Consider the following 25,664-nt stretch of genomic DNA (forward strand, 5'->3'; position numbering starts at 1 on the left):
AGCAGTGAAAATTTACAATTCAACCTGTAAAATTTCCCGCAATATGTTCCTTCAACACAGAACACCACAAGCAGACTGATATAACCACATGATTTAACTGCTTGTTTTACATTATCTATACTTAAATCTCTACCTGACACTTTCATCAGATGAGTCATATTAACATTTTTTTTCGGTCAAAAAATCATGGGAAAACATCGCCACTCAACCAAACTACGCTCAAACAAGCCATCCGGTTTTATCCGGCTTATCAGTGGTGAATGGAGAGGAAGAAAATTACCGGTGCACAACGCAGAAGGGTTGCGTCCAACCACTGACAGAGTCAAAGAAACGTTGTTTAACTGGTTGTCTCCTGATATTCCACTATCCCGTTGTCTGGATCTGTTTTCAGGTTCAGGCAGTCTTGGATTCGAAGCGGCTTCCCGCAAAGCAAAGCAGGTCACCATGCTTGAACTCGATACCCAGGCATACAAACAGCTCCAGACCAATAAAGAAACTCTGTCAGCACATTCGGTTGATATCATTCAGGAGAACACGCTGAGCTATTTGGCCCGCCAACAGCCGGAAAAACCATATGACATTATCTTTATTGATCCTCCCTTTCGTCAGGGCCTTGCAGAGCAAGTCATCACACTTCTGGAAAACGGCCAATGGCTTGCAGGGGATGCACTTATCTATCTGGAAACTGAAAAAGAGTGGCAACCTGATGAGATACCGGCTCACTGGCAGCTTCACAGAGAAAAGACCGCGGGACAAGTCTGTTATCGTCTGTACCGGTATCATTAAACCATTCAGACAATCTTTGTCAGGCCAGTCAAACTAGCTGGCCATATAACTTTTCACGCCATCCAAAAACATCTGGGTTGACACCATGACCAACAATAGTCCCATCAGTCGTTCAATCGCTTTCAGCCCTCTCTCACCCAATATTTTATGAAAGAAACCATAGAACATTAAAATAAAAAACGTCCCAATCCATGCCAGGAACACTGCCAGTGACAATTCAAGTAATTGATCCGGATATTGAGAAGAAAGCAGCAAGAGAGAGGCGATAAGTGAAGGGCCTGCAATCATAGGAATCGCCATAGGAACAATGAAAGGTTCTTCACCTGCAGCCAGTCCCGTGATCGAACCTGCACTGGGAAAAATCATTTTGATGGCAATAATAAACAGAATGACACCACCGGATATACTGAGTGTTTCCGGCGACACATGCAGAAAGCCGAGGATATTCCTGCCAGCAAACAAAAACAGCATAAGAATTAACAAAGCAGCAATGAGCTCACGCAATAAAACGATCCGGCGACGCTTTGGGTCGAGGTGTTTTAAAATGGAAAGAACAACAGGTAAATTACCCAGCGGATCCATAATCAGAAACAGCATGGTCGCTATAGAAAAAATCTCCATAAAACACTTCTCAAACAAACAAAAAACAAGGGGCGCAGTATAGCAACCTCCCATGTACATTTCGATAATGATCAATCACGATATGTCTATATTTCTGGCGAGAATGTGAACATATCCCCAAACAGCCTGAAAATGCAGGTTTCAGTGAGACGGCTCCCCCAGATGCCTGGTGTATCAACTTGATTTATTATCAAAAAGCCCGGAATTTATCTCCGTCCGGCAGACTCAAAACCAGCCGGATTAAAATAACACTGAACCGGCAATACCCACGAGCGAGAGCTGATAGCCCAAAATCACCCACATATTAGCTGGATTCTGAGTCGTGTAAGCCTGATAAAGCATAACCCGGAAAGTAACCAGAGCCCAAAGAATGGCACCAGCAACACCCGTTCCGGCCTGAAACGAATGTGTCTGTAGCCAAAACTCACCAGCAGCCCAGACAAAATTTATCATTAACAACCCAATGATAAATACAGGCAAAAGTTTATGTTCAATGCGCGGCAACACTAAAAGAAACATCATCACACTCACCGCAAATATCGAAATTAACAGCCATATCTGAAGTGGATAAGAAACCCGCAGCCAGAATGTCAGGCTAAAACTGACAGATGTCAGAATGAAGGCCAAAAAAGACAGACGCTGGTGCGCGCACGTTAAAAACAGCCAGATAAACACCAAATATCCGCCTGAACCAACAATCCCCGATGATATAAAAGAAGAAATAACTGGCAACTGAGCCGTCGCACTCAGTAACAACAGTAAGGTACAACCAATTGATAGATAGAAAAAATATCTGGTTGTACGATCAACGCCATATGCTGTCAGGAAGAGATATCTGCCTTTTTCTCCCATACCAATTGATTCCCTGATAAAGAATTGAAGCCAGTTTAAATGCACGCTGACAGAAATCTACTCAAACTTATTAAAAATTCGATCTGAACAAAGTAATTGCCCTTTGAGAATCGACTTATATATCAATCAGCTTTCAAAGCAGATTTACTCTCATCATTAAATCATTGAAATAAGTTCTGACATAAAAACCGTACCATGCAGAGGCCTGATCAGATTCATCCGGTTAATCCGGGCTTTACACGGTGCAATAGCTTCTCAGGCAGTACCGGTGAATTGGTAAAAATGAAAATACGCCATAAAGAAAATCAAAGCTAACATACTGATTATAAATGTCACACTTGCCATAATAAACATGCTCACAGCAGATAAAACACTAATTTTATCCTTTCATTCCTATAACATAAGTCACAGTAGCTTTTTATACACTAAACACTGTTCACTAACGGATTCATAGAAGGAAGTGATAATTAATCTCAATTAAATTATAAAATAAAACCAGTTTCTTTAAATTGCCACCTTAATCTAATGTTTATCATACAAAACACACAAAAATAAGACACCCTTATTCAACACAAATAATTAACATTTAAAAGTACATATAAAACATACATTTAAATGTAAAAAAAGGATAAAAACAAACATCAGAACAATAGATAACCAACCAAAATTAGTAGCAAAGCATCACAAAAACAGGCCAAAACACTCGTACAGATTTGATTTTTTACCAATCAGAATAAAATAATTTGATCAAATGACAAAAATAATGCTATTCTGTATAACATAGTATCAGTTACTTAAGGAGCAGTGTTATGATCACATCATCTCAGAAGCAAGGGCTTGTCATGATCGCAGTACTTATCGGTTTGATGACACTGCCCATGATGTATTAATATTCAGAACAGCTTAACCAAATAAAAAGGCAGAGATTGAAATCTCTGCCTTTTTATTTAGGAAAATAACTCAGACTACGACGGAAGATGGACGGAAAGCACCTCCCAGTGCAGATAATAGAAAATGATCGCTAATAGCGTAATTAAGGTCATGAGTATAAAAGCAGTTCTCCAGATAAAACGATTACTACGGGGTACCAGTTCTTTCATACACGCATGATAGTCATCCAAAAAGTGTGAACAATCTTCGTGAGTATAGTTACTGACATCAACTAACTTTCTGCGCATACCGCTAATACGCTTTAATCTGACAACTGCATCATGTGGTAATCGCTCTTCACTACTCTCAACCAACTGCTCCAGACTCTCACCATGTGCATGGTATCGGACACGTAACAAATCTTCTAACTGATGTGTTCCCTGAACAACCTTATCAATCTCTGACATCACCATTCATCCTTTCGGCTTATTGATATACCCAAACAACCAGAAGGTTCAGTGTCCAGGTTGCTCAGGCTCTGTTCAATTATAATTCATCCTCAGGATAATGGATGTTCTCCAGCCACAAGTTTAAACCGACAGAGAGGCTGCGCTATTGATAGGTATTAACAATTGATTTGATTCAGATAACCAAATTTTCTTTTCATGAGCAGCAGTTATGATAGAGACAGTTTCCCGGAATACAGAGGTGTCACATGAAAACGAATATCATTGGTCTCGACAACACAATCAGTCAGAAGTTAGCGACCGCATTGAATCATCTGTTATCTGATTATCAGGTTTTCTATATGAACGTTCGCGGCTATCACTGGAACATCGAAGGCCCGGAATTCTTCGAACTCCATGCTAAATTCGAAGAAATTTATACAGATCTGCAGACTAAAATTGATGAAGTTGCAGAGAGAATCCTGACCTTAGGAAGTACACCGCTTCATACATTCAGTGATTACATTGCGGTCTCCGAAATACAGGAGCATAAACAGGCAACCAATGCCAAAGAAACGGTAACGGGTCTGGTTGCCGGACTCAACATTCTGGTTCAGCAGCAGAGAGAAATTCTGGCCATTGCCGGCGATGCTGACGATGAAGGGACTGCGGCTTTAATGAGTGATTACATTCGTGAACAGGAAAAACTGCTCTGGATGTTTAATGCCTGGCTTCAGTAAATGCCCGCAACACCCATGTTATTTACATCAGTGATCCACATGAAATGATCAGCGCAAACAGTGGAACCACCAGAACCCCGGCAAACTATCACTGCCAGTTTGCCGGGGTTCACCAAAAAAGTACCATAAAACAGAAGCTAAACGGCCCGTTGTACATGGTTACTCCAGCATAAAGCTTTATGTAAAAATAGGTTGACGTCTTCCAGTTGCAGGCCCAGTTTTCGACAGCCATATTCAAGCCCGTTCCAGTCCCCGGTTTCAAAGCACTCCTGCAAAAGCAGCAAATTTCCTAATGTGCCTTCCCGCCGGGATAATGCCCGCTTCACTGTTGACTGAAGCGGAAGCTGCTCCAGAAGATTTTCAATAGAAGTATCTAAAATAGCGTCAAGAACAGAAAGCAGCCCGACCAGAAAAGCCTGCTCCCTGTATTCACGAAACATAGGGTGAGCGGACATCAGCTGACAAAACTGCGCCCGCTGTAAAGATAACCGGTACAGCTCCTTTGGTTTATTCACCGCAATATAAGACGCCGCTGTCAAAGAGACAAAAGACTTTAACTTATCTTGCCCTAAATAAATTAACGCCTGACGAAAAGAGGAAATACCATCGCTGATCCGATCGGAAAGCAGGTTCACAAAATGCAAGAGTTTATAGGACAGAGTCACATCGGTTGCAATAATCTGCTCCACCCGATCGTAGTTTATCTCTGGCCGGCAAACTTCATGGAACAAACTCATTGCAGTCACTTGCTTTGGCCCGAAGTAACGTTTCTTGATTAATTCCGGCTTTTTAAAATAATATCCCTGAAACAAAGAAAAACCGGCTTCTTTCGCAAAACGAAACTCCTGCTCCGTTTCTACCCTTTCCGCCAGAAAGCGACACTTGCATCCATCAGTCAATCGTTCTTTCACAATATCGCAGGCCGCCTGAATTCCTAAAGCCATGACATCAAGCTTTACAATATGTATGTAGGGTAAAAAGCGCTCCCACTCAGGCGAATAAGCAAAATCATCCAGTGCGAGCATATAACCTTGCCGGTTCAGATCCTTAATGACTGACAGTAGTTCATCGCTCGGCGGACAGGTCTCTAATATCTCAATAACGACGGCATCTTTAGGTAAGGCAAAAGGCAAACGACGAATCAGACTTTTATACGGGAAGTTAATAAAACAGCGGGCTCTGCCATGTTCTGAACTCTTGCCGATAGCTGTCAGGTTTTCAACCACCAGCCGGTAAGTTGCCCGTTCAGAATTCACATGTGCGGGAAACGCATTCGATTCACCGTCACGAAATAAAAGTTCATACCCAAGTGTGACACCTTTTTTATTCAGAATTGGCTGTCGGGCAACATATGTATAGTATTGCATTAATAAAACCCTACGCTTTCGCAACTGCGAGTAAAGCGCCACATCCAAAAAAAGCGGAACCAAAAACTTTATTTAACCGGCACATCATTTTATCAGACTTCACCCACCGCCCCATCCGGGCAGCCATTGCGGTATAAAAGACCATCACCAGCGTATCTATCACGACTGTCGTGATACCTAAGATGACCAGCTGTGGTAAATGCGGAGATTCCGGCTCAATAAACTGAGGAAATAATGCAACGAGGAAAACTATCGATTTAGGATTCGTCAGATTGATCAGCATCGACTTGTAAAGCATTGTTGGAGGGGGACTCAGATCTTTGGGATGGCTCACAACAAAATGCGAAGTATCCCGCCATTTCTGAATACCAAGCCAAATAAGATAGGCCACACCAATCCATTTAATCACAGCAAACGCCATGGCCGATTCAGCAACCAGCGCGCCGATCCCGGCGCCAACAAAAACAATATGAAATGTGAGTCCCAGCTGCAAACCAAGGATAGAAATCAATGATTTCTTCATCCCATAAGTCAAACCATTAGTGATAGAATTTACAGCTCCGGATCCCGGAGATAGGCTAAAAATCACTGCGGTTGCAATATATGCCAGCCAAACGTGTAGATCCATTGATAATTCCTCTATATTAAAATACGCTGGTAAATCCTGGCGCCAGATGACACTGCCACTGAGTTGTATAATGATGAACCAACATGCGATGCCACCTTCTTCTTATACTCAAGAGTCTCTCTTTGAGCAAGCTATCAATAAAGACATTCTAACCTTATGGCAAAAACGGGAAGAAGGAAAAGTCACAGCATTCGATAATAAACAAATTTACTGGTGTCGCCTGACCCACCCCAAACATAAAAAAATGGTCTTTATTCTCAATGGCCGGGGAGAGTCAGTCCTGAAATATCAGGAAGTATTCTTCGAGCTTTATCATCAGGGTTATGATGTCTATTCCCTTGATCATCGTGGTCAGGGATTATCTGATCGCCTCACTGACAATAAACAAATTGGATATGTCAGAAGCTACGAAGATTATATCCTTGATATATCATATGTTCTGGAACAATTTTCACATCTGGAATACCAATATCGTTTCTTATTGGCCCATTCAATGGGTAGTGCGATAGCTGCACGATATATTCAAACGCATCCGCACCATATATTCCATGCAATGGCGATGTCTGCGCCGATGATCGGTTTAAATGTTCCTTTACATTTACGGCCGGTTATCCACCCGTTAGCCCGGTATCTTGCCAGCCGGGATACTGGCTCCGACTATGCACCAGGATATTCTGCATACGAAAATAAGCCCTTCGAAGGTAATCCGCTCACCCATAGCAGAGTACGGTATCAATGGTTTCGTAATCTGTATGAACAACATCCGGAAATAAAAATCGGCGGCCCCAGCAGTCACTGGGTCTGGCAAACTTTAATTGCGCTCAAGCAATGTCACAGGCAAATACGCAGAATCAATCTGCCGACACTGATTCTTCAGGCTGGCAGCGATACTCTTGTGAATAATGCTTCACAGGTAAAGTTTTACCATAAACTTTCTCAAACGAACCCACGCAGTAAATTAACCGTGATTCACGGCGCAAGACATGAATTACTGTTTGAATCAGATCAGTATCGAAGCCAGACTCTCAACGAAATTATCCGTTTCTTTGACACCTGCAGGCAGGAAAGTTAACGCTTTTCCTGCGATCTTCAATTCCGATAATGGGCAAAAGAGGAAATGAACAAGAATACATTTACCCTCTTTTTCCCCTTTATGTTTGCGTAGAATATCTTACAAAATACTCAGTTCCCGAAACTGTGGCTGAATTCAGGTCATACCAGCGTATGCTTAGAGCAGTCACCCACCATTGAGGATGTTATGACATCAACCAACAAAGAGATTCACATTGTTGCCTCTGATCTTGATGGCACGCTTCTCGCCCCTGATCACAAGCTCAGTCCGTATACCAGGAATACGCTCAAAACCCTTCATCAAAATGGGTTCACTTTTGTTTTTGCAACCGGACGTCATCACGTTGATGTGAGTGGAATTCGTAAAATGGCTGGTATTCCGGCTTATATGATCACATCCAATGGTGCACGAATTCACGATCCGGATGATCAACTCATGTTCAGCAGTAATGTACCGGAGAATCTGATTCCGGCGATTATTCAGGTTCTCAGTCATGATGAAGATATCTTTATCCATCTTTACCGTCATGATGAATGGTTGATCAGCCATGAAGATCAAAGATTGAAAGATTTTCACAATGAGTCTGGCTTCAGCTACCGGCTGTTTGATGTCAACAATCCACCTCTGGATGGCGTGTCCAAAGTCTTCTTCACGCATAAAAACAGAGATCATGACATTTTGACAACGTACGAAGAGAAACTGAATCAGCAATTTACGAATCAGGTCACGGTTGCTTTTTCCAGTCCCTGGTGTCTTGAAGTCATGGGGCCAGGCATTTCCAAAGGACACGCTCTCGACGTTGTCGCTCAGTCACTGAACAAATCACTCGACGATTGCGTCGCCTTTGGTGATGGTATGAACGATATAGAGATGCTGACAATGGCCGGAACCGGCCTGGTGATGGAAACTGCCCATGAAAAAGTCATGGCCGCTCTGCCCGAAATCCAGAGAATCGGCAGCAATGAACATGACTCAGTCGCCCGCTATCTGGAAGCAAACCTGCTGACCATAGCGGACTGTATTGCTTAATACTGAAACAATCGCGGGGTTCGGGCACCAGCTCAGATACCCCGCGGTCTGTATCAGATTTCTCAACCAACCTGAATTAACCCGCCATCCGCATAGATTTCACGAAGAAGCTTCTTGTTAATTTTACCCACCGGAGTTTTAGGTAACTCTCCGGTAAAATGAATCAAATCAGGAATTTTAAAATCAGCCAGCCCTGACTGATGAAGAAACTTTTTCAACACAACCGGCCGGAGATTTTCCTCACCCCGCTTGACAACAACGGCACAGCTTCGCTCTCCCAGAAAATCATCCGGAACCGCGATTAAGGCAACATCGTGAACCTGCGGATGCCGCAGCAACAGATTCTCAATCTCTTCGGCCGCAATTTTTTCTCCACCCCGGTTGATTTGATCTTTATCCCGCCCGGTGACGATCAGGTTCCCCTCTTCTGTCTGGCGCACAATATCACCAGTCCGGTAAAAACCATCCGCAGTGAACGATCTGGCATTATGCTCCGGAGCACGAAAATACCCCCGAATCGTGTACGGCCCCTGCGTCAGCAGCAGCCCTTCTTCCCCCGGAGGAACATCCCGCCCCGATTCATCCACAATCCGGATCTGATCACGGGAAGAAATCGGTCGCCCCTGCGTTTGATAAACCTGCTCAGGCGGATCATCCAGACGGGTATAATTCACCAGCCCTTCAGCCATGCCGAATACCTGTTGCAAGCGGCAATTCAGTTTCTCCGGTAGTCTGCCTGCGGCCGTAGCACTGAATTTTGCGCCGCCGACCTGCACTATCTCAAGGCTGGAAATATCACTTTCAGTCTTATCAGCAAGCTCCATCCAGAGTAAAGCCAGAGGAGGCACCAAAGGAACAAAGTTAACCCGGTGTTTCTCTATCAGTTTAAAAGCTGCACCCGGTGATGGGTCTGCCGCCATCACGACACATCCACCGGCAAAAAATACACCCAGAGCACCCGGAGAGCTCATCGGATAATTATGGGCAGCAGGCAAAACACACAAAAACCGGGTTTCAGGCTGAATGCGACAGATATCAATACTTCCGACAACACTATATGCGTAATCACGATGTGTTCTGGGAATCAGCTTTGGTGTGCCGGTCGTCCCGCCGGATAACTGAAAGAAAGCCACATCATCCGGCTTTGTCGCAGGTGTAACTTCATCAAATGGCCCGGTACCTGTCAGCTGATTTAACGCAACAAACCGCTCATCCTCAATACGAACCTCTCCTGTCACGATGATCCATTGAAGTAACGGACACGTTCCGGCAACAGCCAACGCCTGTTTTTGATAATCAAAGCCAGCCGGACTGCCATCGGTCAGGTAAGCCTTTGCCTGAGTATGCTGACAAAAATAAGAGATTTCCTGGTGGCGATGTGCAGGTAACGCCATCACCGGGCGAATGCCATTTTGCAATAAAGCAAAAAAACAAAAATAAAATTCAGCGATGTTTGTCATTTGCAAAATAACAGAATCACCGGGCCTCAACCCAAGTTTCAGCAGCCCGTGAGCAATCCCCGTAATTTTATCCCGCATTTCCCGGTAAGAAAAAACAGAGTTTCCACAGATAATTGCCGTGTTATCACCAAAGTTGTCCACAGATTTATCAAGGTAATCAACCAAGGTTTTCTGCTGCCAGCAACCACTTTCCAGATATTGTTCAGCAAGGGAGTCAGGCCATGGCGTAAAATCTTGTTCCATATTCATTCTCAGGCCACCAACATATCTTCCAGTTCGATCCCCGCAGCAGAGAGAATCGTCCCCATTTTGGCGCCGGTTTCATGCAATTCACTTTCCGGTCTGGACTGCGTCACAATCCCCGCCCCGGCATAAACTTTCATCAGCCGCTTATCCACTTCTGCGCAACGAATCGTCACCACCCACTCGCCATTACCACGGGCATCACACCATCCAATCATGCCGGTGAAATATCCCCGGTCATATTGTTCTATATCGCAAATAGCTTCATAGGCCGGCTGACGGGGAAATCCACATACAGCAGGCGTCGGATGTAATTCAGATGCAACCTGCAAAACACTGATCTGCGGATTCACAGCATGACCTTCCAGGCGGGTCGACAAATGCAGCATTGAGTTGGTTTCAATCACAGATGGAACCATCGGCGTATACAGATTATGACAGTGCTGACTAAGTACCCGTTCAACTTCCTCCACAACCAGCTGGTGTTCATGAAGCTCCTTGGTACAGTTCAGTAAATACTGCCGTTCCTGCTCATCTTCAGCCTGACTTGCAGCTCGTGGCCGGGAGCCTGCCAGCGGATTGGAAGTCACATGTGCCCCCCTTTTGGCAACCAGTAATTCCGGGCTGGCTCCAATCATACTCCGCCCGCCATTCAGACTTGCCGAAAAAGTATACCCGCAGGGATTGACCTTCAGCAGGTTTCTCAGCAAACAGGACCGATCAATCTCTTTCTCTGACTCAATTTCAATCGATCTGGACAACACAACCTTTGATAATTCTGAACTGGAAAAACGATCCAGCGCATCCATCACGCCTTGCTTGTACTTTTCACCGGACGGAGAAGAAACCAGCATAGCCTTCGATTTAGCCGGTTCACTTTGATACAGCGCCCTTGGTGTTCCCGACGCGTATAAACGCTGCGGAACAATAAACCGGGTCGGATTACCCTCGCTAAAAGGAACGAGTCCGAAAAGAACCGGATTATCCACCTCACTTTTTTTTGCCCTGTTCAGTAACTGTTGCGCTTTTTCAGCCAGTTCTTTGAAGGGAATCACCTGTTCGAGTGACTGTTCAACCCCGGTACCAAACAATGTATTGGCGGGCGATGAAAAAAAGAACGGACACTCTTCAAACGAATGGTTTGCTATCATTTCATCCATGTAGTCGTAGCCAATCACTTTACGCTTCATCACAGATTCCTCTTTACCAGTTGCCTGCGTTGTTTAAGTCCATACCTCTTGCGAAATAAATATAGACATCATTTCATTTGAGAATACGAACAATTATCATTAATATTCCTTTAATAAACAAATACCATATTTTCTGTATCAGGGAAATCCTTTCTTTATCCGATACAGGCGATCCGTATTTCCGGACATTGAACTAAAAATGGAAAACAATCATGAGCGATAACCTGAACCATAAAACAATCCTTCTTACCGGTGCCGGAGGCGGCATTGGCTTCGCAGTTCTCAAACAACTTCTCCACAATAACGCCCGGGTGATTTCGACAGATATCAGCCTTTCAGCGCTCAAAGAAAAAAACCAAAGTCTTCTCAAAGACTATCCCAATCAACTCATTTGCCATGAACTCAACCTGGCTCATCACGCAGAAATCAATGGACAGATTGCACACTGGGACTCTGAATATGGCCCGATCGATCATCTGATCAGTTGCGCCGGTTTACTCCACGTTCATCCACTGACAACTATGCCCGTCAGCAATATTCAGGAAATATTTGAAGTGAATGTTTACGGGACTGTTGCCCTGATGCAGGCGATCGGAAAAAAAATGGCTGAGCGCCGGCACGGCAATATGGTCATCATTGGCTCTAATGCCGCCAATACTCCCCGTGCAGGCATTGGTGCATATGCCGCTTCAAAATCTGCGCTGCATATGATGGTGAAATGTATGGGTATGGAACTCGCCCCACACGGTATCCGTTGCAACATTGTCAGCCCGGGTTCAACACGGACCGAAATGCAGGCGCAGTTGTGGACAGAAAATTATGGCGAATCTGAGGTCATTGCCGGCAACGCAGAACATTTTCGCCTTGGTATCCCACTCGGCAAAATCGCAGAACCTGACGATATTGCCGGTACAGTCCTGTTCCTGCTTTCCGACGCTGCAAACCATATCACTTTGCATGATTTAAGAGTTGATGGTGGCGCTACACTTGATCACTAAGCACTTGTCTGTATAATCCATAAAACTGATAATAAAATTAATAATCATTATCATTTACATGTATGGATAAATATATTTCTTCAGCAGTGGTTGCAATCACATCGGCAACCCTTATCGCTTGCAGTCATTCGCCTCAACAACCCGAATTACTGCAAACCTATCAGTTTGACCAGCAACAGGAGATCATACTGCCATTATCGGCAGGACAGTACATCAGGGGCAATATACAAAGTCTGGTTCCCCTCAATGAAGCCAGTATCCTTAACCCACAGAATCAGATCATCAAGTCATTGCTCAAAACCGGGCAGCGGGAAGGTGAAATATTCTGGAAGGTTGAGACAAGCGGAAGTTACCGGCTCAGATTGCAGACAAATACCCCGGAAAAAGCCTCGGTTCAGGTGCATTTATATGGTCTGCCCCTGAAAGCGAATCAGTCTGTAAATCCACAGGATGTAATCACCAGTCCGTTACTTTTAAAAGCCGCAGCGGGCATCGAAAAAAAGCGGCCAGAAGCTGAACCGGATTTCTGGCAGAAGATCCGGCAGCAGGGAACGCCGCTCCTCGAGCCACAGCCGGACGGAAATGCCCTGTTGACCTTTTTATGGCGTGGTAAAGCAGATAACGTCCGGATTTTAGGCGCACCATACGACGGTCACGCTTATATGTCACATTTAGCAAACAGTGAAATCTGGTATAAAACCTATACCATTCCTGACGGCACCCGTTTTTCTTACCGCCTGGCACCGGATGTCCCTCAGATCGAAGAAAATCAATGGCGCGAGCAGCGTCAGGCTGTTCTGGCAACTGTCGGCCCGGACCCTCTGAATACGTCCCATTTTGCCGGCGATGACATCCGGTTTGGTCAGGCATCCACGATCACTTATGGTCAGGCTCCCGATGATAAATACACCCGGCAGAGCAATTCACCACAGGGAAACACTCAACAGTATCAGTTTTTCAGTCAACTGTTGGGAAACAACCGGAAGATCACAGTGTATGAACCGGCAGCCCAACAGCCGCTTCCTGCAGATGCCCCGCTGCTGATTCTGTTTGATGGCGATGATTATCTGTCCAAAGTACCAACACCCACTATTTTGGATAACCTGATTGCAGCACATCAAATTCCGCCGATGCGGGCAGTTTTCATCCATACCCCTTTACCCAGTTTAAGGTCAAAAGAGCTGCCGCCCAATCCGGTTTTTGCTGATTTCATGGCAACAGAACTGATGCCGTGGTTGCATCACTCACTCGGTATAACTCCTTCAGGAGAAGATACTGTGCTGACCGGCTCCAGCTTTGGCGGACTCGCCTCTTTATATGTCGCCACCCGCCATCCTGAAACGTTCGGGAAAGTACTCAGTCAGTCCGGTTCATTCTGGTGGGGGCCGGATAAAGCTCATCCGCAATGGTTAACAGCACAGCTTCGTCAGCAGCCAAAACTGCCCATTCAAATCTATATGAATGCAGGTCTTTTCGAAACAAAACCTGAGTTTGCCAATATCTTACAAACCAACCGGGCACTTTATCAGGTGCTGAAAACGAAAGGCTATCCGGTAATGTTTGAAGAGGTAGCCAGCGGACATGACTATTTTAGCTGGCGGGTCACAATCGCCAACGGACTCATCAGGTTATTCAGTCACCAAAGTGATGAGACATCGCAGCAGATCAGCGATGAATAGTGATCATACATATCACCAGATCAAAAAAAGCAGATAAGTTATAAAAACAAAACAAGGAGACGTATGAAATACCTCAAATTGAGTTATGCAGTGGCCATAGCACTACTCAGCCATTCTGTTTTCGCAGAAACCCCGCAAGAGACGAATCCGGAGGATGTCATGGTTGTGACTGCAACCACGAATGCAGTTTCAATACAGGAAGCCCCAGCTTCCGTTTCTGTGATTACCAATAAAGAACTCAATCGCCTGCCAGCAACGGATATTTCCGCGGCGCTTGAAAATGTTGCCGGTGTCAATATCTCCAAAAGTACCGGGAGTGAACCAAAGATTATTATCCGCGGGCTGCATAATAGTAACTCCGCAAATGGCAACTATACGCTGCTGCTGATTAATGGCCGTCGTATCAGTTCTGGTGAAACAGTCATCCGTGGGGCCGGGTTTGACCTGTCTTCTATTCCGATGAGTGCGATTGATCATATCGAAGTGGTTCGTGGGCCGATGTCATCAATATATGGCAGTGAAGCTCTCGGCGGGGTCGTGAATGTGATCTTAAAACAACCGGCTGAAGATACACGGGTTTCCGGTACACTCACCTACAGCAAACCCGGTGATAATCATGCCAGCGGCGTCGCACCCGATGCAGATGGCGAACTGAAAAATGCCAAAGGTTTTATCAGCGGTACGCTGGTTCCGGATACACTTTTGTATACAGCCTCACTTGATGTCAGTAACAGAGATGGCTGGTATCCGGATGATGCCGGCGATAACTTTTCTCCATTAGCGGAACAGAAACGGACCGGTCTGAATACTGGCTTGACCTGGCTGGCATCAGCGCAGGATAAAGTGTTGCTGGACTTAGGCTACACCCATGATCACCGGCGGGAAATTGATACTTCGGCCAGCAAATGGGACAACATCTACGATAGTAAAAAACTGACCGGTAATCTGGGCCATCAACGCCAGTGGAACTGGGGTACAACCGATATCAGCTATTTCTACGAACATGCTAAAGTTCATGAAAACAATTCCCATCCGCTGGTTGCTGAAACTGATATGACTCAGAGTAATCATACATTCAATGGCAAGGCTTCCCTGCCAGTTCTGTCAAATCAGATGCTAACCACGGGGTTTGAGACGGCTTATACAAATATCGACAATGATCGGGATTATTCTGATGATCGTTCCGTGACACAAAATGCGTTTTACCTGCAGGATGAGCTGGGCATCACAGAGACACTAAAACTGACACTCAGCGGCAGATATACACACCATAACCAGTTTGGCAGCAACTTCAGCCCACGTGCTTATATGGTTTTTGATGCAACGGATAATCTGACGCTAAAAGGCGGTTATGGAGAAGGCTTTAAAGCCCCCACCATTTTCCAGTCATCCAACGATTTCTCTCTTATCAGCTGCGGCGGGCGCTGCTACCTGATCGGTAACCCCGACTTAGATCCGCAAACCTCAAAAACTTATGAGATGACGGCTTTCTATCATCAGGATAGCTGGCAAGTTCAGGTCACAGGATTTTTTAATAAAATCGAAGACATGATTGACCGCGATCTGGAGAACCATGTCGGCAGCAGCAGCGATGGAAAGTATCTGATTCACTACGTCAACATTGATGAAGTTGAAACAAAAGGATTTGAATATGAAGGAGAATTCGACCTGAGTGAAGACTTCTATCTGACCACAAATGCTACATATACCAGAGCAATCGATCAGTCAGATAAATCAGAGATAGCCTATACACCAAGATGGCTGGCAAATGCGAATCTTCACTGGTATGCCAGCGAGAACCTCAGTCTGTTTACCGGCATCAACTATACAGGCCAACAAAAAGACAGCGACGGAAACTCTCTTAGTGCATACGCTGTCTTTACGTTGGGTGCCAGCTATCAAATCAATGACCAGTGGCAGATCAAATCCGGCATAACCAACCTGTTTGATAAACGTCTTGACCATACCGATCAGGATTATGAAGAGACAGAAACAGGCCGGACTTACTATATGATGCTTAGTTTTGATATGTAAAATTGCTTAACCAGATAACACAGGCACCGCTTGTGTTATCTGCCATTTTCCAGTTCAAGGATTGTACGCCACTGATCTTCCGTCACCGGCATTACCGATAATCTGTTGCCTTTCTTCACCAACGGCATCTCCGCCAGCTCAGGGATGTTTTTCATCACCGCCAGCGGAATAATTCGCTCTGTTTTACGCACAAACTCAATATCCACCATGATCCAGCGGGGATTTTCCGGGGTTGATTTTGGGTCATAGTAGTCACTTTCCGGATCAAAAGCGAAATGATCCGGATAAGCAGTTTTCACCACTTTCGCAATCCCGGCAACACCAATCTGCTTGCAGGAAGAGTGATAAATCAACACTTCATCACCTAATTGGATCTCATCACGCATCATGTTTCGTGCCTGATAATTTCGCACACCTTCCCAGCAGGAACGTTGCTGCTCACGCAATGTTTCAATCGAAAAAGTATCCGGTTCTGTTTTGAATAACCAATAAGCCATGAGTCTCTGAATGAATAATTTTTGATAAGGTAAGTTTAACGGGAGTTGTCTGCGAAATGAAACAATCGTTCAAAGTCACAATAAATGAACGAAGAGCAGCAGAAAAAAGCGGATAATGATTCAAAGTAAAAATCCGCCTTCTTAGAAGGCGGCTTTGGTTTACAGCCCCCTGAAAGGGAGCATTCTCGCGCTGTTAGTTCATCTTCAACTCTAACTGCGCCTCGTATTCTTGATCTTTCTTATCTTGGTGTCTGACGTAACGTCTGATGATTTCTTCATTTACGCCAACCGTATCGACAAAGTAACCTCTTGCCCAAAAATGATTTCCCCAGAGCTTCTTTCTTATATGCGGGAATTTGTTAAACAACCGGATTGCCGAACGTCCTTTCAACATCCCCATCAACGTTGAGATAGACACTTTTGGTGGAACTATCACAACCAGATGAACATGATCTTGCTGAACATTTAGTTCCAAGACCTCGCAATCTTTCATATTGCATAAAATATAGATTGAGCGATAAAGCTCCTTACCTACGTTACCTTTCAGGATCTTGAATCTGTATTTCGGCGTCCAAACTATATGGTATTTACAACGCCAATAGACATGTGATGAACTTCTATAGTCGCCCATGTTTTTTGTTTCCTCTTACTTGTGGTGAATAAGAGGTTTACTTCTAACATGGGCATTTCTTCGGGCAATAGCCCCAAGGTTCAATCACCACCGCCCAAGGCGGTGGTTTAGGGATGACAATAAAAAACCCACTCCGAAGAGTGGGCTTTGAAGACAGAAACCGAAAGCTGATTAAGCTTCGATTGGCTTACGCCAGTCATCAGCACCAGAAGTACCACAGTTGTTGTGATCCCAGGTGATTTTACGGTAAGTCAGAGAAACCGTAACGTTCTGAGTGTAGTCAGAATCAGCTGGGTTTTGACAGTGTGGCATTGCACAATCGATATCAACGATTGTTGCGTTTTCCAGTGTTGTCGTGAAGAAGTTTTCTTGCTTACCTTCGATAGAAGTACGGTACCATTTCAGAGTTACTGAAGGCAGTTTTTCACCAGAAGTTAATGCGTTATACAGCAGAGGAACTGCTTTGTTCAGGTTCACTGTGAACTTGAATGGTTTGTGAACACGTTGACCAGCAGGCTGACCAGACTGAGGATCAGTTGGGACAGTCACGATGTGATCAAACTTTTGAACCAGCATCTCATCTTCGTGACCTTCAACATATGCGTCACCGATAGAATCTGCAGTACATGCACCTGATGTAATTGAACCCTGAGTTTCGCCTTCAATCGCGATATAACATGGAGTTGGCATTCTAAAATTCCTTAATTTTTAAACATTTATATAAGCAACAAGTGCTTTGGTCTTGCTCTTGTATAGAGCAATGGTTGTGCCAACATGGTCATTCATTAAAAAACAATTACTTATATTTATATTCTGATTAATACAGGCAAGATCTTGCTCAGAGGCGAGCAAAAAGTTGCCCGGCGAGCAAGATCTTGCCCGGCATTTATGGGACCAGCATCACAAAACACAGCAAAATAAACAACAAGTTTTATATAGATTATGATGAGCTGAATAGCAGAGAAAACCCCGATAATCGCTGAGAAAAACCAGATAAAAATTTTTTCTGTAAATAAAATGGCATCATGTTCAAAAAAACACCACACCTGTAAAATAAATTGCATAAGTTCATATTATGATGACCCGCACCTCAAACAATTCAAATTACAGGTAAATAATGAAAAAAATAGTAGTACTCTTAACAGGATTATTTTTTGCACTCAACGTCATGGCACAATCCGGCGTCTTCCCACAGAAGACATTTGATGAACTTAGCTATGGCTTGTATTGGTTCGGTGCAGATAACCAATATGAGAAAGCAGATGAAACCACACAAAGCGGCTCCACTTTTTTTGACCCTTCTAAACCGACGCTGATTTTTATTCATGGCTGGCAACCTTTTAAGATGGCGAAACAAGAACGATTTGTTTTCCATAATACTGATGGTGACTATCCTGACATCGACCTTGCCAACTTGTGGATTACTCAGGGATACAACATCGGCGTTTTATACTGGGACCAGTTCGCTGATGAAGGTAATGTAAGAAGTGCAGAAGCAAAAATCTGGACTGCAACCGGAAAGCATGACATGCGCTGGAGAAACAGCCACGGAAAATATCATGACGGGCCGGATCAGAATGTCACTGAATTGCTTTTGTCTGAATATCTGACAGGTATGGCAAACTATACCGGTCATGATATCCGTATCGCCGGACACAGTCTGGGAAATCAGCTGGCGCTGCGCCTGACCGAAGAGCTGGCGAAATTATCAGATCAGGGAGAAATTGACGCGTCACTTGTTCCACAACGCGTTTCTCTGCTGGATGCTTTTTATTCCAACTTGCCTAAAAGCTATCTGAATTACAAATGGATTGGCAAAGTCATCCGGGATATTGCCAAAGACCTGAAAAGCCACGGCATTGCGATTGATTCATACCGGACATCTCTCGTCACTTCAAATCCTTTAGTTGGTGATGAAAACCGTAAGTTAATGAACGCTATCGCTTTTACCGAACTCAAAACCAAATTCTTTGACCAAACGCAAATCGCAGCAAAACACAGTGCTTCTATCTGGCTGTATCTGTGGTCAGTCATCTATCCGACTCCGCCAGTAACGGATAACTCTTTACCAGGACTGTCTGCATCTTCAACGAATGACGAAGTGAAACAGTGGATGGCGACAAGCGATCACCTGATCCAGAATGAAGGGGGCAACACCAAAGAACCACAAGATAACGTTTATGAAACTGCACCAGCGTTATAATTAATCCTGCGCAAAGCATAAACACAGACCCGGATTCAGCTTCCCTGATTCCGGGTCATCTTTTTCGTAGCACAGATAAATACCGGCATGAGCAAATACTGAATTTATCCAAACAGCCTGAAGATGCTGGCTTCAGGTTGCTTGGGTATATGACAAATAAAATAATTCTGCTCATCTTCAAACTTCCACAAATATATAAAACAAATTTCATATTGTTCATATTATGATGAATGTTCATTTTATCGACGACAGAATAGGTGAACAATGAAAAAAATAATCATATTAATGACCGGATTACTCTTTGCTCTCAATGTCATGGCAAAAGTCGGGGTATTTCCAAAAGAAGATTTTGACAAGCTGAGCTATGGCCTGTATTGGTTTGGCTCGAATAACCAATATGAAAAAGCCGGTGATACAACTAAGGATGGTTCTTCTTATTATGACCCTTCTAAGCCGACCTTAATTCTGATTCATGGCTGGCAGCCTTTCAGGATGAATAGTTATGACCGGTTTGTATTTCATGAATCAGGTGAAGGCAGTACTTATCCTGATATCGATCTGGCTAACTTATGGATAAGTCAGGGTTATAACATCGGCGTATTTTACTGGGATCAATTTGCCGATGAAGCAAATGTAGACAGTGCTGAAGCAAAAATCTGGACCGCGACAGGTAAACATAACATGCGCTGGAAAGATGGCAATGGAGATTACCATGACGGGCCGGATAAAAATGTCACCGAGTTGTTGCTGTCGGAATATCTGGCAAGTATGGCCGGTTATCAGGGAAAAGGCAGCGATATCCGTATTGCCGGACATAGTCTGGGAAATCAGCTTGCTCTGCGTCTGACTGAAGAACTGGCAAAGCTATCCGATCAAGGAGAAATCGCGCAAAATCTTGTTCCGCAACGGGTATCATTGCTGGATGCATTCTATTCTAACTTCGGGAAAAGTTATCTGAATTCAAAATGGGTTGGTGAAGTCGCAAGAGATATCGTAAAAGATCTGAAGAAGCGTGGTGTTGCCATCGATTCTTACCGGACTTCAACGGTTGTATCTACCATTTTTGCCGGCGATGAAAACCCTAAACTGCATAATTCAGTTGCATTTGTTGAGCAAAAAACCAAATTCTTCAATCAAACGCAGGTTGCAGCGAAGCATAGCGCCGCTATCTGGCTTTACCTCTGGTCGATTATTTATCCTACACCATCGGTCACAGACAATACGTTACCAGGCTTATCAGCAACATCTACCAATGCTGAAGTGAAACAATGGATGGCAACCACAGATCATCTGATTCAGATTGAAGGTGGCACAACCAAAGAACCCCAGGATAATGTCTACAAAACAACATCTGCATTGTGATGGATAACATACAATGTGCTATTCAGCCGGGGCTGGAAACAGTCCCGGTATTCCGGATCAAAAAGACGTCGGTTTTCAGCACTCAATGGGTATCATTTCTTGCCTGAATATTTCAGCGATATAGTCCAAAACCTCGAAGCTTTGTTCCCGCTGAAGCGCTTCCAGCCAGATGGAACCGCTATAGTGCTCTGCTTTCAAAAACAGCGAAGTGCCTTCAAAATCAATCAGCCAGGTATGTAAATCCGCATCGGTTTGTTTTTCTTTGATATGCGCAGAGAGAAGAGAAACCAGGGTTTCTCCCAGTGACGGAAAAGAGTCAAAATCGAAATCCGGGGTTGCGAGGATCAGGACACCGTCATCCCGCAGGTATTCAGCCAGACAAAATTTAACCATGATACGTTAAATGCTCCTGAATCAGATCCAGAAACGGATCGGCATATTTTTCCAGCTTGCGCTGCCCGACACCATTGACAGCAAGCATCTCACCATAAGAAGTTGGCAGAATCTCAGCCATATCAATCAATGTGGCATCACTGAAAACAACATAAGGTGGAATGTCATCTTCATCTGCAATCGACTTTCTTAGTTTCCGGAGCTTGGCAAACAACTGACGATCATAATGTTTGCTGGCGAGTTTCTCCGATTTTGAAGACCGGTTTGCCATATCCAGACGTGGAACAGCCAATTCAAGTTCAACTTCTCCACGAAGCAGTGGCCGGGCTTCTTCCGTCAGTTGCAGCGTCGAATTCCGGGTGATGTTTTGCTGTAAAAAACCTTTGTGAATCAGCTGCCGGAATATACTCACCCAATAATCATGGCTGTGATCCCGGCCAAGACCATAAGTCGATAGCTGATCGTGTCCGTTTTCCCGGATACGGCTGGTTTGCATTCCCCGCAATACTTCAACCACATAGCCGATCCCAAAACTCTGATTTACCCGGTAAACGCAGGATAAGGCTTTTTGTGCCGCTTCAGTCGCATCAAAACGTTTGGGAGGATCGAGGCAAACATCACAATTCCCGCATGGCTGCTTCCGGAGCTCACCAAAGTAATGCAGCAACACCTGACGGCGACATGTTTGTGCCTCTGCAAAGGCTGTCATCGCATTTAGTTTATGCGTTTCCACCAGCTTTTGCTGACCTTCTGGTTTCTCATCCAGCATCCGGCGCAGCCAGTTTATATCAGATGGATCATACAACATGACAGCTTCAGCAGGTAATCCATCTCTGCCGGCACGGCCGGTCTCCTGATAGTAAGATTCAATATTACGTGGAATATCAAAATGCATCACAAAGCGGACATTGGACTTATTGATTCCCATGCCGAAAGCCACAGTTGCAACCACAATCTGAACATCATCCCGCTGGAAAGCTTCCTGCACATAAGTACGTTCTTCCACATCCATGCCGGCATGGTAACCCGCAGCCCGGTAATGATTCTGACACAGCTTTTCTGTCAGCATTTCAACTTTCTTCCGGCTGCCACAATAAATAATGCCGCACTGCCCTTTCTGTGTTCCGAGAAAACGAATGACCTGAGAGACCGGCTTATGCTTTTCTACCAGCATATAACGAATGTTTGGCCGATCGAAACTCCCCAGATATGTATATGGCTGGTCCAAATTCAAACGCTGACAAATATCCTGGCGGGTCGCTTCATCAGCAGTCGCAGTTAATGCGATAAACGGCACCTGAGGAAAATTCTGTTTCAGTTGCCCCAGTGCAGCATACTCAGGTCTGAAATCATGCCCCCACTGGGAAATACAATGAGCCTCATCCACAGCAACCAGCGCCAGATCCAGATGATTCAGCCGTTCCATAAAGTCAGCCATCAGTACCCGTTCCGGCGACACATACAATAGCTTGAGTTCTCCGCGCGAGATTTGCTGATAAACCTGCATCAGGGCTTCTTTCGTCATCGATGAATTCAGACAGGCAGCAGCGACACCATTGGCAACCAGCTGGTCAACCTGATCTTTCATCAAAGAAATCAGCGGAGAAATCACCAGTGTGATGCCATCAGCAACAATCGCCGGAATTTGATAGCAAAGAGATTTTCCGCCACCGGTCGGCATAATCACCAGACTATCCCGCTTGTGCAGCACCGCCTCAATGATATCCACCTGACCCGCCCGGAAAGACTGATAACCAAACACACGCTGCAGCACCATTTGTGGTGACTGAATGCTCAGGTCGTCTGGTTCAGGGATAATAGCTGCTGTCATGAAACTCTCGGAATACGGGTTATGATGAAGAAGTGACTTAGCAGGCTATTCTAGAGAGGTTATTGCCGGATGAAAACCATAAATTCTATGAAGTGACACGAAGAAACCAGCAATAGTAGTGCCAGACTATTGTCGCTGGTTTCTCCACAGAAAGCTGATATCTACAAAAAGTTGTAGATGATAGACGCTCCGACCAAAGCCCGCTCATTTGTTTCACCGTTAGAGAGTCTTAAATAACGGCTAAAGACTGATATTCTGGCATCGAGAATTGAGACTTCCAGTCCGGCTTCAGGAGCAATACCGACTGTCCAGTCTGTATCACAAGATGACGTATCCTGACGATTGCATTCTTTATGTCTGCCAATAAAAACACCCGCGCCTCCGTATGCTTTCAGCGGTGCAATACCAGTTGTCAGAAAACGTGAAAATGAAACCCCCCGATCTTTACTAAAATCGTCTTGATACTCAGCGTATGCAACGGATTGTTCTTCAAAGCGACCATCGATGACTCTTATTCCAACCTCGGAAGCATAATTACTATCCTTATCACTAAGCAACACAGAAATATATGGCGTCGCCATATCTTCATTGGCATAAAGATGAGCGCTAAAACCTAAAAAACATATAAAAAATAAACGATTCAAATTCACTTTAGTTCACCATCATTCAGAAATCATACCCAATATAAGCACCAAACATTTTATACTCGTTCTTCCCTGTGTCTGATGTTTTATAATAACGTCCGTAAGCAGCAACATTTAACTGAAAAAAGGATAATTCCACGCCAACTTCCGGGTAAACACCAGCTACATAATCCGTTTCACAGATATCAGTGTCTTGTTCATCGCATTCATCATGCTCTCCCAAGAACAGACCCGCACCCGCGTAAGCCTTGATAGGCCAGGTACCCGTCGTCAAATGCGCACCGAAATTAAAACCGTTGTACACATTGTCATTATTACCAAACCACATTAAAGCGGCATTGGCATCGACAAAACGATTCACCTGTCCTTTCATTCCTAACTCGAATACACCACTCTGGTTAATGTCTTCTTTCAAAAACCCCATGTAAAAACTACCGGGTTCTGGTAATGAATCAGCTGCCGCAACATGAGCACTAAATGATGCAACCAAGGCTGCAAACAACCACCAGTTTTTCATAGGCCTATCCTTATTTATAAATTTAACAAAGATGTTATCGACAAAAAAACAAATAACATGAGTGAATGCTTACGGTCAGCATCATATGATCCGGTACTATGAATTAATCCACCCGGACCATGTATGAATCCCTATGCCAGGCAATCAAACAGATTACGGGTATAAGTTATTAAAAAAGATATAAAAAAATCTGAGAGATGCTATTTTAAGCAATTTTTAAACTGATATACTGAAACCGTTTTTCAAAAAGCAGTTCAGAAGCAGAGTTTGGTACCGTTGTGGAAGATATCAAAATAACCATTGACCAGTTACAGACAGGCCTTTACATCCGTTTACCGGCAAAGTGGCACGAACATCCGTTCCTGTTAAATAGCTTCAAGCTAAAAACTCAGGAACAAATTGAGATCATCAGGCACCTTGGCATCTCTCATGTGTTTATCAATCCGAATAAGAGTGACTTTGACCCCTATTTTTCTCCGCTGCCTGCTGACACAGCAACACAACAGCCTGAACCAGATAAAAAACAACTGGATGAAACAGCTCAGGCGATGTGGGAAGAGAAAAATAAAAGGATCGAAAAAGTAAAAACTTACCGGCGTAAAGCGCTTCAGTGTGAAAAAGATTTTGAACGCTCTCTCTCCCGAACACGGGCAATCATGAATAAAATCCGCACTCAGCCACAGCATGCAGTCACTGAAGCATCGATGCTGGTCGAAGACATTGTTGAACAGCTACTGAGCGAAGAAGAAGTGACACTCCACTTTATCAATAGTAACAGTGAGTTTGAGGATATCTACTTCCACTCACTCAATGTGGCAGTGTTATCAATGATGGTAGGTAAAGCCAAAGGATACAGCGCTGAAAAAATCAAATTACTGGCCTTAGGTTCACTGTTCCATGATATTGGCAAAGTAAAAGTACCGTCAAAGATTGTCCGGGCGACACGGACTTTAACCGAGCCCGAACAAAACTATCTCAGGCAACATACCCGCTATGGAATTGAAATCGCCGACACCATAGAAAACTTCCCCGAAGAAGCCAAATGCATCATTGCCCAGCACCATGAAATGATCGATGGTTCCGGGTATCCAGAAGGGCTGAGTGGCAATGAGATCGACGAGCTGGCTCAGGTTGTCGCATTAACCAATGCTTTCGATGTGTTATGTCACGCAAATACCCCGAAAGAGAAGAAAATCCCTTACTCTGCGTTGTCCTACCTCTATAAGCAACAATCTCTGTTCAATCAGGAAAATCTGAATCTGTTAATCAAATATATGGGCGTTTACCCTCCGGGCTCAATTGTTCAGCTTTCCAATGATTTGATTGGATTGGTGGTTTCCGTGCATTCAAATCAGTTGCTTTATCCCAGCGTATTGATGTACGACGCATCGGTTCCCAGATCTCAGGCACCTATTATTGATCTTTCAGAAAAAGAGTCATTGTCGATTGTGACTGTTCTTTCTCCCGGAAAAATTCCGGAAGAGGTGCTGGAATACCTTAACCCACGCTCCCGTATTTCCTACTTCTTTGATAAAGACGAATAATCTGTAAACACAGAGAATTTGCTTTGT

The 25,664-nt window shown here is 44.4% G+C and carries 25 protein-coding genes; 10 read left to right on the forward strand and 15 right to left on the reverse strand.

Features of this window, described 5'->3' with window-relative positions; all coding sequences use genetic code 11:
* Nucleotides 1–186: 186 nt before the first annotated feature.
* Nucleotides 187–786, forward strand: coding sequence for a 16S rRNA (guanine(966)-N(2))-methyltransferase RsmD (gene rsmD, locus OC443_RS17990; protein ID WP_073583940.1), 600 nt, complete (start codon nt 187–189; stop codon nt 784–786).
* A gap of 33 nt (nt 787–819) precedes the next feature.
* Here the strand turns inward: rsmD and OC443_RS17995 are convergent, their stop codons facing one another.
* From OC443_RS17995 to OC443_RS18005, 3 genes are all read right to left on the reverse strand, one after another.
* Nucleotides 820–1,407, reverse strand: a complete 588-nt coding sequence (locus OC443_RS17995; RefSeq protein ID WP_073583938.1) for a YhgN family NAAT transporter — start codon at nt 1,405–1,407, stop codon at nt 820–822.
* A 240-nt stretch (nt 1,408–1,647) separates the two neighbouring features.
* The gene (locus OC443_RS18000) at nt 1,648–2,259 is read right to left on the reverse strand and encodes a lysoplasmalogenase family protein (RefSeq protein ID WP_073583936.1); all 612 of its coding nucleotides are present in this window, start codon (nt 2,257–2,259) and stop codon (nt 1,648–1,650) included.
* A 965-nt stretch (nt 2,260–3,224) separates the two neighbouring features.
* A complete protein-coding gene (locus tag OC443_RS18005) occupies nt 3,225–3,596 on the reverse strand; it encodes a DUF4145 domain-containing protein (protein WP_073583976.1) in 372 nt (123 codons plus the stop codon).
* 248 nt (nt 3,597–3,844) lie between these two features.
* On the opposite strand from OC443_RS18005, the gene OC443_RS18010 reads away from it, so the two are divergent.
* Nucleotides 3,845–4,315, forward strand: a complete 471-nt coding sequence (locus OC443_RS18010; RefSeq protein ID WP_073583934.1) for a Dps family protein — start codon at nt 3,845–3,847, stop codon at nt 4,313–4,315.
* A 137-nt stretch (nt 4,316–4,452) separates the two neighbouring features.
* Here OC443_RS18010 and OC443_RS18015 read toward each other — a convergent pair whose 3' ends face one another.
* Together OC443_RS18015 and rhtB are read right to left on the reverse strand one after the other, a co-directional pair.
* Nucleotides 4,453–5,682, reverse strand: coding sequence for an EAL and HDOD domain-containing protein (locus tag OC443_RS18015; RefSeq protein WP_073583932.1), 1,230 nt, complete (start codon nt 5,680–5,682; stop codon nt 4,453–4,455).
* A 10-nt stretch (nt 5,683–5,692) separates the two neighbouring features.
* Nucleotides 5,693–6,310, reverse strand: a complete 618-nt coding sequence (gene rhtB / locus OC443_RS18020) for a homoserine/homoserine lactone efflux protein (RefSeq protein WP_073583930.1) — start codon at nt 6,308–6,310, stop codon at nt 5,693–5,695.
* A gap of 70 nt (nt 6,311–6,380) precedes the next feature.
* On the opposite strand from rhtB, the gene OC443_RS18025 reads away from it, so the two are divergent.
* Nucleotides 6,381–7,382, forward strand: a complete 1,002-nt coding sequence (locus OC443_RS18025) for an alpha/beta fold hydrolase (protein WP_143169350.1) — start codon at nt 6,381–6,383, stop codon at nt 7,380–7,382.
* A gap of 186 nt (nt 7,383–7,568) precedes the next feature.
* Nucleotides 7,569–8,411, forward strand: a complete 843-nt coding sequence (locus OC443_RS18030; RefSeq protein ID WP_073583928.1) for a Cof-type HAD-IIB family hydrolase — start codon at nt 7,569–7,571, stop codon at nt 8,409–8,411.
* Nucleotides 8,412–8,473: 62 nt separating this feature from the next.
* On the opposite strand, the gene OC443_RS18035 is transcribed toward OC443_RS18030, so the two are convergent.
* Nucleotides 8,474–10,114, reverse strand: a complete 1,641-nt coding sequence (locus tag OC443_RS18035) for a (2,3-dihydroxybenzoyl)adenylate synthase (RefSeq protein ID WP_073583973.1) — start codon at nt 10,112–10,114, stop codon at nt 8,474–8,476.
* An 8-nt stretch (nt 10,115–10,122) separates the two neighbouring features.
* Nucleotides 10,123–11,304 carry an isochorismate synthase gene (locus tag OC443_RS18040; RefSeq protein WP_073583926.1) on the reverse strand — a complete coding sequence of 394 codons (1,182 nt, stop codon included), beginning with the start codon at nt 11,302–11,304 and terminating at the stop codon, nt 10,123–10,125.
* 212 nt (nt 11,305–11,516) lie between these two features.
* Here OC443_RS18040 and OC443_RS18045 point away from each other — a divergent pair, with 212 nt between their 5' ends.
* The 3 genes from OC443_RS18045 to OC443_RS18055 all read left to right on the forward strand — a co-directional run bounded on the left by OC443_RS18045 (nt 11,517) and on the right by OC443_RS18055 (nt 16,015).
* Nucleotides 11,517–12,302: a 2,3-dihydro-2,3-dihydroxybenzoate dehydrogenase gene (locus OC443_RS18045; RefSeq protein ID WP_073583924.1), complete on the forward strand. Its 786-nt coding sequence runs from the start codon at nt 11,517–11,519 to the stop codon at nt 12,300–12,302.
* Nucleotides 12,303–12,364: 62 nt separating this feature from the next.
* Nucleotides 12,365–13,981 (forward strand): enterochelin esterase, encoded by a 1,617-nt coding sequence (fes, locus tag OC443_RS18050; RefSeq protein ID WP_073583922.1) that lies wholly within the window; start codon nt 12,365–12,367, stop codon nt 13,979–13,981.
* A 63-nt stretch (nt 13,982–14,044) separates the two neighbouring features.
* Entirely contained in the window at nt 14,045–16,015 is a 1,971-nt protein-coding gene (locus OC443_RS18055) for a TonB-dependent receptor domain-containing protein (RefSeq protein WP_073583920.1), read from the forward strand.
* 35 nt (nt 16,016–16,050) lie between these two features.
* On the opposite strand, the gene OC443_RS18060 is transcribed toward OC443_RS18055, so the two are convergent.
* The 4 genes from OC443_RS18060 to OC443_RS18075 form a co-directional block, all read right to left on the reverse strand.
* A complete protein-coding gene (locus tag OC443_RS18060; RefSeq protein ID WP_073583918.1) occupies nt 16,051–16,512 on the reverse strand; it encodes an EVE domain-containing protein in 462 nt (153 codons plus the stop codon).
* Nucleotides 16,513–16,705: 193 nt separating this feature from the next.
* The gene (tnpA, locus tag OC443_RS18065) at nt 16,706–17,143 is read right to left on the reverse strand and encodes an IS200/IS605 family transposase (protein WP_073580231.1); all 438 of its coding nucleotides are present in this window, start codon (nt 17,141–17,143) and stop codon (nt 16,706–16,708) included.
* A 171-nt stretch (nt 17,144–17,314) separates the two neighbouring features.
* Entirely contained in the window at nt 17,315–17,833 is a 519-nt protein-coding gene (locus tag OC443_RS18070; protein ID WP_073585719.1) for an Hcp family type VI secretion system effector, read from the reverse strand.
* A gap of 116 nt (nt 17,834–17,949) precedes the next feature.
* Nucleotides 17,950–18,207: a hypothetical protein gene (locus tag OC443_RS18075; protein ID WP_073585718.1), complete on the reverse strand. Its 258-nt coding sequence runs from the start codon at nt 18,205–18,207 to the stop codon at nt 17,950–17,952.
* 53 nt (nt 18,208–18,260) lie between these two features.
* Here OC443_RS18075 and OC443_RS18080 point away from each other — a divergent pair, with 53 nt between their 5' ends.
* Together OC443_RS18080 and OC443_RS18085 are read left to right on the forward strand one after the other, a co-directional pair.
* Entirely contained in the window at nt 18,261–19,346 is a 1,086-nt protein-coding gene (locus OC443_RS18080) for an alpha/beta hydrolase family protein (protein ID WP_073585717.1), read from the forward strand.
* 264 nt (nt 19,347–19,610) lie between these two features.
* Nucleotides 19,611–20,708 carry an alpha/beta hydrolase family protein gene (locus tag OC443_RS18085; RefSeq protein WP_073585716.1) on the forward strand — a complete coding sequence of 366 codons (1,098 nt, stop codon included), beginning with the start codon at nt 19,611–19,613 and terminating at the stop codon, nt 20,706–20,708.
* A 75-nt stretch (nt 20,709–20,783) separates the two neighbouring features.
* On the opposite strand, the gene OC443_RS18090 is transcribed toward OC443_RS18085, so the two are convergent.
* The 4 genes from OC443_RS18090 to OC443_RS18105 form a co-directional block, all read right to left on the reverse strand.
* A complete protein-coding gene (locus OC443_RS18090; RefSeq protein ID WP_073585715.1) occupies nt 20,784–21,101 on the reverse strand; it encodes a DUF3630 family protein in 318 nt (105 codons plus the stop codon).
* Nucleotides 21,094–22,932, reverse strand: a complete 1,839-nt coding sequence (gene recQ / locus OC443_RS18095; RefSeq protein WP_073585714.1) for an ATP-dependent DNA helicase RecQ — start codon at nt 22,930–22,932, stop codon at nt 21,094–21,096. Before recQ ends, OC443_RS18090 begins: the two co-directional genes overlap by 8 nt.
* Before the next feature lie 161 nt (nt 22,933–23,093).
* Nucleotides 23,094–23,582, reverse strand: a complete 489-nt coding sequence (locus OC443_RS18100; RefSeq protein WP_073585713.1) for a hypothetical protein — start codon at nt 23,580–23,582, stop codon at nt 23,094–23,096.
* 16 nt (nt 23,583–23,598) lie between these two features.
* Complete coding sequence (locus OC443_RS18105; protein WP_073585712.1) at nt 23,599–24,093, reverse strand: hypothetical protein; 495 nt, start codon at nt 24,091–24,093, stop codon at nt 23,599–23,601.
* 278 nt (nt 24,094–24,371) lie between these two features.
* On the opposite strand from OC443_RS18105, the gene OC443_RS18110 reads away from it, so the two are divergent.
* Entirely contained in the window at nt 24,372–25,637 is a 1,266-nt protein-coding gene (locus OC443_RS18110; protein WP_073585711.1) for an HD-GYP domain-containing protein, read from the forward strand.
* The last annotated feature ends 27 nt before the right edge of the window (nt 25,638–25,664 follow it).

Source organism: Vibrio quintilis, assembly GCF_024529975.1.
In the GTDB taxonomy this organism is placed as follows: Bacteria; Pseudomonadota; Gammaproteobacteria; order Enterobacterales; family Vibrionaceae; genus Vibrio; species Vibrio quintilis.

Bases quoted from the DNA above. Each gene is read 5' to 3' on its own strand.
- OC443_RS18035 (WP_073583973.1), bottom strand. From the start codon at position 10,114: ATGGAACAAGATTTTACGCCATGGCCTGACTCCCTTGCTGAACAATAT.
- OC443_RS18010 (WP_073583934.1), top strand. From the start codon at position 3,845: ATGAAAACGAATATCATTGGTCTCGACAACACAATCAGTCAGAAGTTA.
- OC443_RS18040 (WP_073583926.1), bottom strand. From the start codon at position 11,304: ATGAAGCGTAAAGTGATTGGCTACGACTACATGGATGAAATGATAGCA.
- OC443_RS18090 (WP_073585715.1), bottom strand. From the start codon at position 21,101: ATGGTTAAATTTTGTCTGGCTGAATACCTGCGGGATGACGGTGTCCTG.
- recQ (WP_073585714.1), bottom strand. From the start codon at position 22,932: ATGACAGCAGCTATTATCCCTGAACCAGACGACCTGAGCATTCAGTCA.
- rsmD (WP_073583940.1), top strand. From the start codon at position 187: ATGGGAAAACATCGCCACTCAACCAAACTACGCTCAAACAAGCCATCC.
- OC443_RS18075 (WP_073585718.1), bottom strand. From the start codon at position 18,207: ATGCAATTTATTTTACAGGTGTGGTGTTTTTTTGAACATGATGCCATT.
- tnpA (WP_073580231.1), bottom strand. From the start codon at position 17,143: ATGGGCGACTATAGAAGTTCATCACATGTCTATTGGCGTTGTAAATAC.
- OC443_RS18000 (WP_073583936.1), bottom strand. From the start codon at position 2,259: ATGGGAGAAAAAGGCAGATATCTCTTCCTGACAGCATATGGCGTTGAT.
- rhtB (WP_073583930.1), bottom strand. From the start codon at position 6,310: ATGGATCTACACGTTTGGCTGGCATATATTGCAACCGCAGTGATTTTT.
- OC443_RS18080 (WP_073585717.1), top strand. From the start codon at position 18,261: ATGAAAAAAATAGTAGTACTCTTAACAGGATTATTTTTTGCACTCAAC.
- OC443_RS18105 (WP_073585712.1), bottom strand. From the start codon at position 24,093: ATGAAAAACTGGTGGTTGTTTGCAGCCTTGGTTGCATCATTTAGTGCT.
- OC443_RS18070 (WP_073585719.1), bottom strand. From the start codon at position 17,833: ATGCCAACTCCATGTTATATCGCGATTGAAGGCGAAACTCAGGGTTCA.
- OC443_RS18045 (WP_073583924.1), top strand. From the start codon at position 11,517: ATGAGCGATAACCTGAACCATAAAACAATCCTTCTTACCGGTGCCGGA.
- OC443_RS18055 (WP_073583920.1), top strand. From the start codon at position 14,045: ATGAAATACCTCAAATTGAGTTATGCAGTGGCCATAGCACTACTCAGC.
- fes (WP_073583922.1), top strand. From the start codon at position 12,365: ATGGATAAATATATTTCTTCAGCAGTGGTTGCAATCACATCGGCAACC.
- OC443_RS18085 (WP_073585716.1), top strand. From the start codon at position 19,611: ATGAAAAAAATAATCATATTAATGACCGGATTACTCTTTGCTCTCAAT.
- OC443_RS18025 (WP_143169350.1), top strand. From the start codon at position 6,381: ATGATGAACCAACATGCGATGCCACCTTCTTCTTATACTCAAGAGTCT.
- OC443_RS17995 (WP_073583938.1), bottom strand. From the start codon at position 1,407: ATGGAGATTTTTTCTATAGCGACCATGCTGTTTCTGATTATGGATCCG.
- OC443_RS18030 (WP_073583928.1), top strand. From the start codon at position 7,569: ATGACATCAACCAACAAAGAGATTCACATTGTTGCCTCTGATCTTGAT.
- OC443_RS18060 (WP_073583918.1), bottom strand. From the start codon at position 16,512: ATGGCTTATTGGTTATTCAAAACAGAACCGGATACTTTTTCGATTGAA.
- OC443_RS18005 (WP_073583976.1), bottom strand. From the start codon at position 3,596: ATGTCAGAGATTGATAAGGTTGTTCAGGGAACACATCAGTTAGAAGAT.
- OC443_RS18015 (WP_073583932.1), bottom strand. From the start codon at position 5,682: ATGCAATACTATACATATGTTGCCCGACAGCCAATTCTGAATAAAAAA.